The sequence below is a fragment of the Noviherbaspirillum humi genome (assembly GCF_900188095.1).
GTDB lineage: Bacteria > Pseudomonadota > Gammaproteobacteria > Burkholderiales > Burkholderiaceae_D > Noviherbaspirillum > Noviherbaspirillum humi.
The window spans coordinates 81,389-93,381 of sequence record NZ_FZOT01000012.1; the positions used below are offsets into that span (position 1 = coordinate 81,389).

An 11,993-nucleotide genomic window follows, 5' to 3' on the forward strand; every position below is an offset into this window, starting at 1 on the left:
TGCCGGCCGCGCCGGATTACAGGCTGCCTTTCGTCGAAGGGATGGTGCCGACGGCGCGCGGATCGATCTCGGCGGCCATGCGCAGCGCGCGGCCGAATGCCTTGAACACGGTTTCGCACTGGTGGTGCGCATTGTCGCCGCGCAGATTGTCGATGTGCAGCGTTACCAGTGCATGGTTGACGAAGCCCTGGAAGAATTCGCGGGCGAGGTCGACGTCGAAGTTGCCGATCATGGCGCGGGTGAAGGGTACGTTGAAATGCAGACCGGGGCGGCCGGAGAAGTCGACCACCACGCGCGACAGCGCCTCGTCCAGCGGCACGTAGGCATGGCCGTAGCGGCGCACGCCTTTCTTGTCGCCGATCGCCTTGGCGAAGGCCTGGCCGAGGGTGATGCCGGTATCTTCCACGGTATGGTGGGCGTCGATGTGCAGATCGCCCTTGGCCTCGATGTCGAGATCGATCAGGCCGTGACGCGCGATCTGATCGAGCATGTGGTCGAGGAAGGGGACGCCGGTATTCAGGTTCTGCTTGCCGGTGCCGTCGATATTGATCACGACGCGGATTTGCGTTTCGTTGGTGTTGCGCGTGATCTCTGCAACGCGGGACGTGGACATGTTCAAGAGAGTGAAAGATTACATTGCGAGCGATGCGACGAAGGCATCGAGGAAAATCCGGTTCTCTTCCGGCGTGCCGACGGTTACCCGCAAGCAATTCTCCAATAATGGGTGCATTTTACCGACATTTTTAACCAAAACCTTCTGCTTCAACAATGCAGAAAATAGGTCGTTGGCCCCTATTTTGCCGGTTTTCAGCCGGATCAGCAGAAAATTGGCTGCCGACGGGAACACTTCCGCCGCGCCGGTGGCGGTCAGCGCCTGCGCCAGGCGGCTGCGCTCCTCGCGCAGTTGCGCTGCCTGGGCGTCGAGAATGTCGCTGTGCTCCAGCACGAATTCGGCCGCCGCCTGAGTCAGCACATTGACGTTGTAGGGCGGACGCACCTTCTCGAACTCAACCAGCAGCTCGGGCGAGGCGGACAGGTATCCGAGCCGGATGCCGGCCAGGCCGAGCTTGGACACGGTGCGCATCACCACCAGATTGGAAAACTCCGGCAGGCGCGGCATGAAGCTGGCCTGGGCAAAGGGCTGGTAAGCCTCGTCCACCACCACGATGCCGCTGTCGCCGACGGCGCGGAGGATGGCGACCATGGCGGCCTCGTCGAACAGGTTGGCGGTGGGATTGTTCGGATAGGCGAGATAAACGATGGCGGGCTTCTCGCGCGCGATCGCGGCCAGCATGGCGTCCAGGTCGAGGGCGAAGTCCGGCTTCAGCGGCACGCCGACGAAACCGAGGCCGGCGAGCTTGGCCGACATCTCGTACATGACGAAGCCCGGCACCGGCGCCAGCACCTTGGCGCCCGGCTTGGCGCAGGCCACCGAGAGAATGGTGATCAGCTCGTCCGAGCCGTTGCCGAGCACCACGTCGAAGCCCGCCGGCACGCCGAGGCGCTCGCAAATGCGGCGCTTGAGCTCGGTGTAGGACGGAATCGGATAGCGGTTCATTGCCACCTCGGCCAGGCGCCGGCCCAGCTCGGCGCGCAGGTCGGCCGGCAGCTGGTAGGGGTTTTCCATCGCGTCCAGCTTGACGAAGCCGGAGGCGTCGGGCACGTGGTAGGCAGACAGCGCCAGGATGTCCGGGCGGATGATGTTCTGGGTCAGTGACATGGCGTTTCGGTCTTGGTGTTGGCAGGTTCTCAGGCGGCGGCGTTTTCCAGCCCGGCCAGGCGGTTCTCGATCAGCGCGCAATACTGCGGATTCAGCTCGAAGCCGACGAAGCGGCGGCCGCAGCGTCGCGCCGCCACCGCGGTGGTGCCGCTGCCCATGAAGGGATCCAGCACCACGCCATCGGCGGGGCAGGAAGCCTTGATCATGCGCTCGACGATCTCCAGCGGTTTCTGGGTCGGGTGGTCTTCCCGTTCCTTGTGCTCGCGGTGCAGGCGCGACACGCTCCACACGTCCTTCGGGTTGTAGCCGATCTCCAGCCATTTGGCGCCGACGAAGATGCTGCGCGAGCGCGCCTTCTTGGTCTGCTCATCATACGGAATTCGCACCGCGTCGAGATCGAAATAATAATCCCGGGCGTTGACGAAGAAGCCGATGGTGTCATGCACGGACGAAAACTTACGGGTGCTGCCGCCCATGGACGGCACGCGGCGGTCCCAGATGATCTCGTTCATCATCGTCATGCGGCGCTTGAGCATGACGAAGATTTCCGGCGAATAGCGCCAGGTGAGAAAGATGTAGAGGCTGCCGCTGGGCTTGAGCTTGGGCAGCGCGGCATCGATCCAGGCCTCGGTCCAGCGCAGGTAGGCGTCGGTATCGAGCTTGTCGGAATCGTTGCCGTAATCCTTGCCGAGGCCGTAGGGCGGATCGGCGATCAGCAGGTCGATCGCGCCGTCCGGAATGCGGGCCAGGCCCTGCAGCGCATCCTCGCAGAAGATGCGGTCGACCCAGGGCTGGCTCATGCGCGCGGTAATCTCATTTGAGGCGATATTCCGCCGAGCGGGCATGCGCCTGCAGGCCTTCGCCGTAGGCCAGCTCGGCGGCGATGCGGCCCAGCGTCTGGGCGCCGGCGGCGCTGACGTTGAGGATGCTGGAACGCTTCTGGAAATCGTACACCCCCAGCGGCGACGAGAAGCGCGCGGTGCGCGAAGTCGGCAGCACGTGGTTCGGGCCGGCGCAGTAATCGCCCAGCGACTCGGAAGAGTAGCGGCCGAGGAACATGGCGCCGGCATGGCGGATCTTGTCGGCCCATTGCTGCGGGTTCTCGGCCGAGATTTCCAGGTGCTCGGCGGCGATCAGGTTGGCGATCTCGCAGGCTTCGTCCATGTCGCGCACCTTGACCATGGCGCCGCGGTTGGTGAGCGAGGTGCGGATGACGTCCTTGCGCGGCATGTCCTCCAGCTGGCGCTCGATGCTGGCCTGCACCTTCGCGAGATACGCATCATCCGGGCAGACCAGGATGGATTGCGCCAGCTCGTCGTGCTCGGCCTGGGAAAACAGGTCCATCGCCACCCAGTCGGGATCGGTGCTGCCGTCGCACAGCACCAGGATCTCCGACGGGCCGGCGATCATGTCGATGCCGACCACGCCGAACACCCGGCGCTTGGCGGCGGCGACATAGGCATTGCCCGGGCCGACGATCTTGTCGACCTGGGGGATGGTATCGGTGCCGTAGGCCAGCGCACCGACGGCCTGGGCGCCGCCGATGGTAAACACCCGGTCGACGCCGGCGATCGCCGCCGCCGCCAGCACCAGTTCATTCTTCACGCCGCCCGGGGTCGGCACCACCATGATTACTTCCGCCACGCCGGCCACCTTGGCCGGGATGGCGTTCATCAGCACCGAGGAGGGATAGGCAGCCTTCCCGCCCGGCACATAGATGCCGACGCGGTCCAGCGGCGTAACCTTCTGGCCCAGCACCGTGCCGTCGTCTTCCGCATAGGTGAAGCCATCCGAACCGCATTCCTTCTTTTGCCGCTCATGGTAGGAGCGCACCCGCTTGGCTGCCGCCTGCAGCGCGTCGCGCCGCTCCGGCGACAGGCTGCCGAGCGCCCGCTGCAGCTCGTCCTGGCCGATTTCCAGCGCGGCCACGCTCTGCGCCTGCAGGCGGTCGAAGCGGTTGGTATGCTCCAGCACCGCGGCGTCGCCGCGCGCCTTGACGTCGGCCAGGATGCGCGCCGCCGCCTGGTCGATGGCTTCATCCTCGCTCGCCTCGAAGGCGAGCACGGCGGACAGCTTCCGGCGGAAATCGGGATCGCTCGAATCGAGCCTCTGGATCTGGATGGTCATGCGGGTTCTCACTCGGCCCGGGAGGCCTTTTCGAATGCGTCGAGGATGGGCTGCAGGCGCTCGCGCTTGAGCTTCAGCGCCGCCTGGTTCACCACCAGGCGCGAGGAGATGTCCATGATGTGCTCCACCTCGACCAGGTTGTTGGCGCGCAGCGTGCTGCCGGTGCTGACCAGGTCGACGATGGCGTCCGACAGGCCGACCAGCGGGCCCAGTTCCATGGAGCCGTACAGCTTGATCAGGTCGACGTGCACGCCCTTGGCGGCGAAGTGCTGTCGGGCGGTCTGCACGTACTTGGTCACCACCCGCAGTCGCGCGCCCTGGCGCACCGCGTTCTGGTAATCGAAGCCCTTGGGCACCGCCACCGACAGGCGGCACTTGGCGATGTTCAGGTCGATCGGCTGGTACAGGCCCTCGCCGCCATGCTCCATCAGCACGTCCTTGCCGGCCACGCCGAAGTCGGCGGCGCCGTACTGGACGTAGGTTGGCACGTCGGAGGCGCGCACGATGATCACCCGCACCTGCGGATCGTTGGTCGGCAGGATCAGCTTGCGGGAAGACTCCGGATCTTCGGCGACGGTGATGCCGGCGGCTTGCAGCAGAGGCAGGGTTTCCTCGAAGATGCGGCCCTTCGACAGCGCGAGGGTCAGCTGCCGGCTCATGCCTTCACCCGCTGGATGTCGGCGCCGACGGCGCAGAGCTTGGCTTCCATGCGGTCGTAGCCGCGGTCGAGATGGTAGATGCGGTCCACCAGGGTCTGTCCCTCGGCGGCGAGGCCGGCGATGACAAGCGAGGCGGATGCGCGCAGGTCGGTCGCCATCACCGGCGCGCCGACCAGCTTGTCCACGCCCTGCACGATGGCGGTGTGGCCGTCGATGGTGATGGCGGCGCCGAGGCGGTTCAGCTCCTGCACGTGCATGAAGCGGTTCTCGAAAATGGTTTCCGAGACATGGCTGGCGCCGTCGGCGATGCAGTTGAGCGCCATGAACTGGGCCTGCATGTCGGTCGGGAAGCCCGGGTACTCGGTGGTGCGGAAGCTGACGGCGCGCGGGCGCGCCGCCATCTGCAGGCGAATCCAGTCCGGACCTGAGGTGATGATGGCGCCGGCCTCGCGCAGCTTGTCCAGCGCCACGTCGAGGATGTCGCTGCGGGTGTTGGTCAGCATGACGTCGCCGCCGGCCGCCGCCGCGGCGCACAGGAAGGTGCCGGTCTCGATGCGATCGGCAATCACGGTATGGCTGGCGCCATGCAGCCGCTCCACGCCCTGCACCACCAGGCGGTCGGTGCCGATGCCGCTGATCTTGGCGCCCATCGCCACCAACAGGTTGGCGAGGTCGGTGACTTCCGGCTCCCGCGCCGCGTTTTCCAGTACGGTCTCGCCGTCGGCCAGGGTGGCGGCCATCAGCAAGTTTTCGGTACCGGTGACGGTGATCATGTCGGTGACGATGCGCGTGCCGCGCAGCCGCTTGGCCTTGGCATGGATGTAGCCGGCCTCGATGGCGATCTCGGCGCCCATGGCCTGCAAGCCCTTGATGTGCTGATCGACCGGACGCGAGCCGATGGCGCAGCCGCCCGGCAAGGAGACGCGGGCTTCGCCGAAGCGGGCCACCAGCGGGCCGAGCACCAGGATGGCAGCGCGCATGGTCTTCACCATCTCATAGGGCGCTTCCAGCTTGTCGACCGCCGCGCCGTCGAGGGTGATGGCGTCGCCATTGCGCTCGATGGCCAGACCCATCTGGCCGAGCAGCTTGAGCATGGTGGCCACGTCCTGCAGATGCGGCACGTTGGACAGAGCAACGGTGTCGCTGGTGAGCAGGCCGGCGCAGAGGATGGGCAGGGCGGCGTTCTTGGCGCCGGCAATCGGGATTTCCCCGGAAAGACGGTTTCCGCCGGTGATGAGCAGCTGGTCCATTATGGCTGGAACTCTTCAGGAGCAAGGGTTTTCATGGAGAGCGCGTGGATTTCCTCGCGCATGCGATCGCCCAGCGCCGCGTACACCAGCTGATGGCGCTGGATCAGGCGCTTGCCGCGGAAGGCGGGCGAGACGATGGTGGCGGTGAAATGCTGGCCGTCGCCTTCGACTTCCAGATGGGTGCACTCGAGGCCGGCGGCGATATAGCTCTTGACGAGCTCGGGCGTGGGCAGCATGGATAAATTCTTTCGATAGGAAGCGCGTTGCGCATTAGTGACGCAGCTTGTAGCCGCTCTTCAGCAGGCGGACGGCGACGCCGGCCACGACCAGGAAGAAGACGGCGACGACGGTCAGGCTGATCGACGGATCGACGTCCGACTTGCCGAAGAAGCCGTAGCGGAAGCCGTCAATCATATAAAAAAACGGGTTGAAGTGCGACACCGCCAGCCAGAACTTGGGCAGCGAGTGGATGGAATAAAACACCCCGGAGAGGAAGGTCGCCGGCATGATGATGAAGTTCTGGAAAGCGGCGAGCTGGTCGAACTTTTCCGCCCAGATGCCGGCAATCAAGCCCATGGTGCCGAGGATGGCGGCGCCGAAGAAGGCGAACAGCAGGATCCACAGCGGTGAGGCGAAGCTCAGGTGGGCGAACCAGACGGTGATGATGAACACCCCGGCGCCGACCGCCAGACCGCGCACCACGGCGGCGGCGACATAGGCGCCGTACAGCTCCCAGTGCGACAGTGGCGGCAGCAGGATGAACACCAGGTTGCCGGTGATCTTCGACTGGATTAGCGAGGAAGAACTGTTGGCAAAGGCGTTCTGCAGCACGCTCATCATCACCAGGCCGGGCACCAGGAAGGCGGTGTAGGTCACGCCGGGATAGACCTGCACCCGGTCTTCCAGCACATGGCCGAAGATCATCAGGTACAGCAGCGCGGTGAGGATGGGCGCGGTGATGGTCTGGGTGGCGACCTTCCAGAAGCGCAGGATCTCCTTGTAGAACAGGGTGCGAAAGCCGGTCATTTCTCGCCCTCCATGATCTGGATGAACACGTCCTCCAGATCGGCCTGCTGCAGATGCATGTCTTCGATCACCGCGCCGGACTGGCGCAGCGTGGCGAGGATGGGCTCGACTTCGGCATAGTCGGTCACGCGCAGGGTGTACTTGTTGCCGGACACCAGTTCGTCGGGGTGCGAAACCAGGTGATGCAGCCCTTCCGGCAGCCTGCCCTGCCCCAGCTGCACGATCAGCTGGGAACCGGAGATGCGCTTGATCAGCGCCGAGGTGGAGTCCAGCGCCACCACCTTGCCGAATTTCAGCATGGCGATGCGGTTGCACAGCGCCTGCGCCTCTTCCAGGTAGTGGGTGGTGAGCACGATGGTATGGCCTTCCCGGTTCAGGCGGCCGATGAACTGCCACAGCGTCTGCCGCAGCTCGACGTCGACGCCGGCGGTCGGCTCGTCCAGCACGATCACCGGCGGCTTGTGCACCAGCGCCTGCGCCACCAGCACGCGCCGCTTCATGCCGCCGGACAGGGCGCGCATGTTGGTGTCGGCCTTGTTGGTCAGGTCGAGATTTTCCATCACCTCGTCGATCCAGGCGTCGTTGTTCTTCAGGCCGAAGTAGCCGGACTGCATGCGCAGGGTTTCGCGCACGGTGAAGAAGGGATCGAACACCAGCTCCTGCGGCACCACGCCGAGGTGCTTGCGGGCCTCGCGGTAGTCGTTGACCACGTCGTGGCCATGGATGGCAACCGAACCGGAATCGGCCCGGTTGAGGCCGGCGACGATGGAAATCAGCGTGGTCTTGCCGGCGCCGTTCGGTCCGAGCAGGCCGAAGAACTCGCCCTGCTCGATCGTCAGGCTGACGCCGCCCAAGGCCTGCAGCGACTTGTAGCGTTTCTTGACATCGGTGATTTGCAATGCAGCCATGGTGGCGAGAACGGTCTCGAAAAAATGGCGCCGCCGGCTAGCGTGCCGGCTTGGCGAAACCCTTGATTATATTGGATTTCCGACTTGAAAGCCGGAACGGCATGGGAAGGGTGTAGGCGACCGCTTGGTCAGTGATGCTGATGCAGCAAGTCTGACAGGTCGTAGAGGTGGATCAGGTCCTGCAGATTGGCAGGTACCTGGGTAAAGCGGACCTTGGCGCCGCGCTTGGCGGCGGCGCGCTGCCAGCACAGCAGCGTGGCCACGGCGGCGGAATCGACCGCCTGCAGCCGGCCGAGGTCGATCTCCGACTGGCCGGCCGAAATCGCCTGCAGGCCGGCTTTCATCACGCCGGCCGCGTTGGCGAAGGTAAGCGATTGTTCAGGCTGGAACATGGCGCCGGATCAGGACTTGCTGCCGCTGCGCGTAGCGCTGGCGGCCAGGCGCTTGTTCTTCTCCGACAGGGTCTTGATCAGGCCGTCGATGCCGCCCTTGCTGATCTCGGAGGCGAAGTTGCCCTTGTAGGTTTCGACCAGCCAGGCGCCGAGGACGTTGACGTCGAAGATCTTCCAGCCGGCGGCCGTCTTTTCCAGGCGGTAGTTCAGCTGGATCGGTTCGCCGCCCTTGGGCTGCAGCACCTGCGAACGGACCTCGACTTCATTGTCGCTCTCGGCGCGCATCGGCTTGAATTCCAGCTTCTGGTCGCGGATCTGCGAGATGGCGCCGGAGTAGGTGTAGACCAGCAGGCTGCGGAATTCAGTGGTGAGCTGCTTCTGCTGCTCCGGCGTGGCTTCGCGCCAGTAGCGGCCGGCGGCCAGGGCGGTCATGCGCTGGAAGTCGACATGCGGCAGCACCTTGGCCTCGACCAGCTCAAGCACCTTCCTGGTGTTGCCGGCCTGGATGTCCTTGTCGTTCTTGGCGGTAGTGAGCACTTCTTCGCTGATGCGCTTGATTAGCGCATCCGGTGCTTCCTGGGCTTGAGCGGGCGCGGTGAAAGCGAGCGCGCCAGTGGCCAGACCGATGATCGCGAAAAGTTTGGTGAAAAGTTTCATGTTGTCCTGAATAAAGATGAACACGCCGACGGATTCAATACCGTCTGCCCAATAACTCCCGGCGGCCATGCCCAGATGACAGGCAACCCATTTCAGGAGTAACGAAGTGTTTCAGCAGCGTTTCAACCGAGGCACCGGGGCGGCCGGCGGGGACAACGGCGCCGCAGCACCGTTGCGATTGGCATATTTTACTGCTTGGCGGCTTCCGCCACCGGCGCGATGCCTTGCCCGGCGGCCGGCGAAGCCTCTCGTTCCACTTCGACAAGCGGCTTGGAAGCGGGTTCCTGCGCAGCCGGCTCGGTAGCCGCTTCCGGCTTGGCCGCATCAGGCGTGCCTGGCTGGGATGCGGTCTTCGGCGCGCCGTCATCCTCGTACGAGGAGCGGGAAGTTTCACCGTCGCGGATCGTGCTCTCGCGGCGCTGCAAATACGCATCGCGCACGAATTCATAACGGTCCAGCGCGGCTTCTTCCAGCAGGTTGGAGGCATCGAGCAGGCCCGCACGCACGTCGACGATGCGCAATCCGATCCCTGCCGCGTGGTGCCCGCCGCTGCTGATGTAGTTCAAGGGATCGGCCGTGAGATCGACCGGCAGCGCAGCACTATCACGTATGGTGGATGAGCCGAACACCGGCAGCACAACGTAGGGACCCGGCTTCACGCCCCAGGTGCCGAGCGTCTGGCCGAAGTCTTCCTTGTGCTTGGTAATGCCCATTTCGGTGCCCCAGTCCAGCAGGCCGCCAAGGCCGAACGTGGTATTGACGGCAAAGCGCATGACATCGGATACGCCGTCGCCGATCTTGCCCTGAAGCAGATTGTTCACCGCCGTCCAGACGTCGCCGAGGTTGCCGAAGAAGTTGTTGACGCCGGTGCGCACCATCGAAGGCAGCTTGCTGTAGCCTTCGGCGGCCGGGCGCAGCGCGACGTCGTCGAGCCGGTCGTTGAAGTTGAACATCGCCCGATTGAAGTTTTCGAGCGGGTCCCTGGGATTGCTGCCGACAGCACATCCCGACAGGGCCAGCGACAATGTCACCGCCGCGAGAGAAGCACCATGCCTCATTTGCCGTTGTCCTTTCCTTCCGCCGCCTTGCTGTAGAGGAACTGACTGATCAGGTTCTCCAGCACGACGGCTGACTGCGTCATTTTGATGCGGTCGCCCGCCACGAGGTTGCTGGTGTCTCCCCCCGGCTCGAGGCCGATGTATTGTTCACCCAGGAGCCCGGACGTGAGAATCTTGGCCGAGCTGTCCTTGGGGAACTTGTAAGTGCTGTCGAGGCTGAGGGTGACGACGGCCTGATAGCTCTTGTCGTCGAAGCGGATATCCGCCACCCGGCCCACCACCACGCCGGCGCTCTTGACCGGCGCGCGCGGCTTGAGGCCGCCGATGTTGTCGAACTTGGTGATGACAGTATAGGTGCTGTCGAAGGACATGCTGCTCATGTTGCCGGCTTTCAGCGCCAAAAATACCAGCGCCGCCGCGCCCAGCAGAACGAAGAGCCCGACCCACAGATCCAGTGATTTACGTTGCATAGCCATTTCTTTCAAAGATGCCGGGCCGCCCGCCGGGCGCCCGTGACAGATTCGTGCAGGCGCGCAGACCGACTGAGCGGCTGCGGCGCCGGTGCGACCGCTAGTTGAACATCAACGCCGTCAGCAGGAAGTCCAGCCAGAGTACGCCGAGGGAAGCGATCACCACCGTGCGCGTGGTGGCGCGTGCGACGCCCTCCGGCGTCGGCTGCGCTTCATAGCCCTGGTAAAGGGCGACGAAGGTTACCGCAAAACCGAAGATGATGCTCTTGATCACGCCGTTGGCGATATCCTTCCAGACATCGACGCCGGCCTGCATCTGCGACCAGAAGGCGCCTTCGTCCACGCCGATCAGCTGCACGCCGACGATATAGCCGCCGAAGATGCCGACCGCGCTGAAGATCGCCGCCAGCGCCGGCATGGCGATGACGCCAGCCCAGAAGCGCGGCGCGATCACCCGTTCGACCGGATTGATGGCCATCATTTCCATCGCCGCCAGCTGTTCGCCGGCCTTCATCAAGCCGATCTCGGCGGTGAGCGAGGTGCCGGCGCGGCCGGCGAACAGCAGCGCCGTCACCACCGGGCCGAGCTCGCGGGTCAATGACAAGGCGACAAGCAGGCCGAGCGCCTGTTCGGAACCGTACTTGTTGAGCGTGTAGTAGCCCTGCAGGCCGAGCACGAAGCCGACGAACAGGCCGGACACGGCGATGATCACCAGCGAGTAGTTGCCGATGAAATGGATCTGGTCGGTGATCAGCCGCGGCCGCCGCAGCAGCGCGCCCGAACGACCGAGCAGTTGCAGAAAGACGCGGCTCGCATAGCCGACGTTGACGATGAAGTTCGTCACCATGCCGCCGAGGTGGGAGACCAGGTTCAGCATCAGCGCCCTCCTCCGAGTCCGAAATCCTCGGCCAGGGATCTGCCGGGATAGTGGAAGGGCACCGGGCCGTCCGGCTCGGCATGCACGAACTGCTTCACGAAGGGGTCCTCGGAGGCGAGCATCTCGGCCGGCGTGCCGCTGGCGACGATGCTGCCCTTGGACAGGAAATAAACATAGTCGGCGATGGCAAAGGACTCATGCACGTCGTGCGACACCAGGATGGAGGTGGAGCCGAGCACGTCGTTGAGGCGACGGATCAGATTGGCGGTGACGCCCATGGAGATCGGGTCCAGACCGGCGAAGGGCTCGTCGTACATGATGAGCTGAGGGTCGAGGGCGATGGCGCGCGCCAGCGCCACCCGCCGCGCCATGCCGCCGGAAATTTCGGCGGGACGCAGCTGCGCCGCGCCGCGCAGGCCGACCGCATGCAGCTTCATCAGTACCAGGTCATGGATCGTTTCTTCCGGCAGGTCGGTGTGCTCGCGCAGCGGGAAGGCGACGTTCTCGAATACCGACAGGTCGGTGAACAGCGCGCCGTGCTGGAACAGCATGCCCATGCGGCGACGCATCTCGTACAGGCCGGACGTCGACAGCGACGCCACCGTCTGGCCGTTCACGCTGACCGAGCCGCGCTGCGGCTGCACTTGGCCGCCGATGAGGCGCAGGATGGTGGTCTTGCCGGAACCGGAGCCGCCCATGACGGCGATCACCTTCCCTTGCGGAAAATCCATGTGCAGACCGCTCAGAATGGGGCGCTGGCCATAGGAAAAGTGAAGATCGCGGATTTCGACAATGTTGGACACGAAATTGAAGCGGATGAAATTTGATGAAGTCTGAGATTGTAGGACA

At 64.5% G+C, this 11,993-nt stretch carries 15 protein-coding genes; all 15 read right to left on the reverse strand.

Annotation, left to right across the window (positions count from 1 at the left end; genetic code table 11):
* Window positions 1-16: 16 nt before the first annotated feature.
* Window positions 17-613 carry an imidazoleglycerol-phosphate dehydratase HisB gene (gene hisB, locus CHB88_RS16395; protein ID WP_089400420.1) on the reverse strand — a complete coding sequence of 199 codons (597 nt, stop codon included), beginning with the start codon at window positions 611-613 and terminating at the stop codon, window positions 17-19.
* A gap of 18 nt (window positions 614-631) precedes the next feature.
* Complete coding sequence (hisC, locus tag CHB88_RS16400) at window positions 632-1,720, reverse strand: histidinol-phosphate transaminase (RefSeq protein ID WP_089400421.1); 1,089 nt, start codon at window positions 1,718-1,720, stop codon at window positions 632-634.
* A 29-nt stretch (window positions 1,721-1,749) separates the two neighbouring features.
* Window positions 1,750-2,520, reverse strand: coding sequence for a DNA-methyltransferase (locus CHB88_RS16405; RefSeq protein ID WP_089400422.1), 771 nt, complete (start codon window positions 2,518-2,520; stop codon window positions 1,750-1,752).
* A 13-nt stretch (window positions 2,521-2,533) separates the two neighbouring features.
* Window positions 2,534-3,847 carry a histidinol dehydrogenase gene (hisD, locus tag CHB88_RS16410; protein ID WP_089400423.1) on the reverse strand — a complete coding sequence of 438 codons (1,314 nt, stop codon included), beginning with the start codon at window positions 3,845-3,847 and terminating at the stop codon, window positions 2,534-2,536.
* Between the two features lie 8 nt (window positions 3,848-3,855).
* On the reverse strand, window positions 3,856-4,506 hold the full coding sequence (gene hisG, locus CHB88_RS16415) for an ATP phosphoribosyltransferase (protein ID WP_089400424.1): 651 nt from the start codon (window positions 4,504-4,506) through the stop codon (window positions 3,856-3,858).
* Window positions 4,503-5,756 carry a UDP-N-acetylglucosamine 1-carboxyvinyltransferase gene (gene murA / locus CHB88_RS16420; protein WP_089400425.1) on the reverse strand — a complete coding sequence of 418 codons (1,254 nt, stop codon included), beginning with the start codon at window positions 5,754-5,756 and terminating at the stop codon, window positions 4,503-4,505. The genes hisG and murA overlap by 4 nt, the downstream gene beginning before the upstream one ends.
* On the reverse strand, window positions 5,756-5,992 hold the full coding sequence (locus tag CHB88_RS16425; RefSeq protein ID WP_089400426.1) for a BolA family protein: 237 nt from the start codon (window positions 5,990-5,992) through the stop codon (window positions 5,756-5,758). Before CHB88_RS16425 ends, murA begins: the two co-directional genes overlap by 1 nt.
* A gap of 34 nt (window positions 5,993-6,026) precedes the next feature.
* Window positions 6,027-6,782 carry an ABC transporter permease gene (locus tag CHB88_RS16430; protein ID WP_089400427.1) on the reverse strand — a complete coding sequence of 252 codons (756 nt, stop codon included), beginning with the start codon at window positions 6,780-6,782 and terminating at the stop codon, window positions 6,027-6,029.
* A complete protein-coding gene (locus CHB88_RS16435; RefSeq protein ID WP_089400428.1) occupies window positions 6,779-7,690 on the reverse strand; it encodes an ABC transporter ATP-binding protein in 912 nt (303 codons plus the stop codon). Before CHB88_RS16435 ends, CHB88_RS16430 begins: the two co-directional genes overlap by 4 nt.
* 128 nt (window positions 7,691-7,818) lie before the next feature.
* On the reverse strand, window positions 7,819-8,082 hold the full coding sequence (locus tag CHB88_RS16440) for an STAS domain-containing protein (RefSeq protein WP_089400429.1): 264 nt from the start codon (window positions 8,080-8,082) through the stop codon (window positions 7,819-7,821).
* Between the two features lie 9 nt (window positions 8,083-8,091).
* Entirely contained in the window at window positions 8,092-8,739 is a 648-nt protein-coding gene (locus CHB88_RS16445; RefSeq protein WP_089400507.1) for an MlaC/ttg2D family ABC transporter substrate-binding protein, read from the reverse strand.
* Between the two features lie 188 nt (window positions 8,740-8,927).
* On the reverse strand, window positions 8,928-9,797 hold the full coding sequence (locus tag CHB88_RS16450) for an MlaA family lipoprotein (protein ID WP_089400430.1): 870 nt from the start codon (window positions 9,795-9,797) through the stop codon (window positions 8,928-8,930).
* Entirely contained in the window at window positions 9,794-10,267 is a 474-nt protein-coding gene (gene mlaD, locus CHB88_RS16455) for an outer membrane lipid asymmetry maintenance protein MlaD (RefSeq protein ID WP_089400431.1), read from the reverse strand. The genes CHB88_RS16450 and mlaD overlap by 4 nt, the downstream gene beginning before the upstream one ends.
* Before the next feature lie 100 nt (window positions 10,268-10,367).
* Window positions 10,368-11,144 (reverse strand): lipid asymmetry maintenance ABC transporter permease subunit MlaE, encoded by a 777-nt coding sequence (mlaE, locus tag CHB88_RS16460; protein ID WP_089400432.1) that lies wholly within the window; start codon window positions 11,142-11,144, stop codon window positions 10,368-10,370.
* Window positions 11,144-11,947, reverse strand: a complete 804-nt coding sequence (locus CHB88_RS16465; RefSeq protein ID WP_089400433.1) for an ABC transporter ATP-binding protein — start codon at window positions 11,945-11,947, stop codon at window positions 11,144-11,146. Before CHB88_RS16465 ends, mlaE begins: the two co-directional genes overlap by 1 nt.
* Between the last annotated feature and the right edge of the window lie 46 nt (window positions 11,948-11,993).

Excerpts from the sequence above, each read along its gene's own strand:
- CHB88_RS16430 (WP_089400427.1), bottom strand. The coding sequence starts at position 6,782 with ATGACCGGCTTTCGCACCCTGTTCTACAAGGAGATCCTGCGCTTCTGG.
- mlaE (WP_089400432.1), bottom strand. The coding sequence starts at position 11,144 with ATGCTGAACCTGGTCTCCCACCTCGGCGGCATGGTGACGAACTTCATC.
- CHB88_RS16405 (WP_089400422.1), bottom strand. The coding sequence starts at position 2,520 with ATGAGCCAGCCCTGGGTCGACCGCATCTTCTGCGAGGATGCGCTGCAG.
- CHB88_RS16440 (WP_089400429.1), bottom strand. The coding sequence starts at position 8,082 with ATGTTCCAGCCTGAACAATCGCTTACCTTCGCCAACGCGGCCGGCGTG.
- CHB88_RS16425 (WP_089400426.1), bottom strand. The coding sequence starts at position 5,992 with ATGCTGCCCACGCCCGAGCTCGTCAAGAGCTATATCGCCGCCGGCCTC.
- hisB (WP_089400420.1), bottom strand. The coding sequence starts at position 613 with ATGTCCACGTCCCGCGTTGCAGAGATCACGCGCAACACCAACGAAACG.
- CHB88_RS16450 (WP_089400430.1), bottom strand. The coding sequence starts at position 9,797 with ATGAGGCATGGTGCTTCTCTCGCGGCGGTGACATTGTCGCTGGCCCTG.
- hisG (WP_089400424.1), bottom strand. The coding sequence starts at position 4,506 with ATGAGCCGGCAGCTGACCCTCGCGCTGTCGAAGGGCCGCATCTTCGAG.
- CHB88_RS16435 (WP_089400428.1), bottom strand. The coding sequence starts at position 7,690 with ATGGCTGCATTGCAAATCACCGATGTCAAGAAACGCTACAAGTCGCTG.
- CHB88_RS16445 (WP_089400507.1), bottom strand. The coding sequence starts at position 8,739 with ATGAAACTTTTCACCAAACTTTTCGCGATCATCGGTCTGGCCACTGGC.
- hisC (WP_089400421.1), bottom strand. The coding sequence starts at position 1,720 with ATGTCACTGACCCAGAACATCATCCGCCCGGACATCCTGGCGCTGTCT.
- mlaD (WP_089400431.1), bottom strand. The coding sequence starts at position 10,267 with ATGCAACGTAAATCACTGGATCTGTGGGTCGGGCTCTTCGTTCTGCTG.
- murA (WP_089400425.1), bottom strand. The coding sequence starts at position 5,756 with ATGGACCAGCTGCTCATCACCGGCGGAAACCGTCTTTCCGGGGAAATC.
- hisD (WP_089400423.1), bottom strand. The coding sequence starts at position 3,847 with ATGACCATCCAGATCCAGAGGCTCGATTCGAGCGATCCCGATTTCCGC.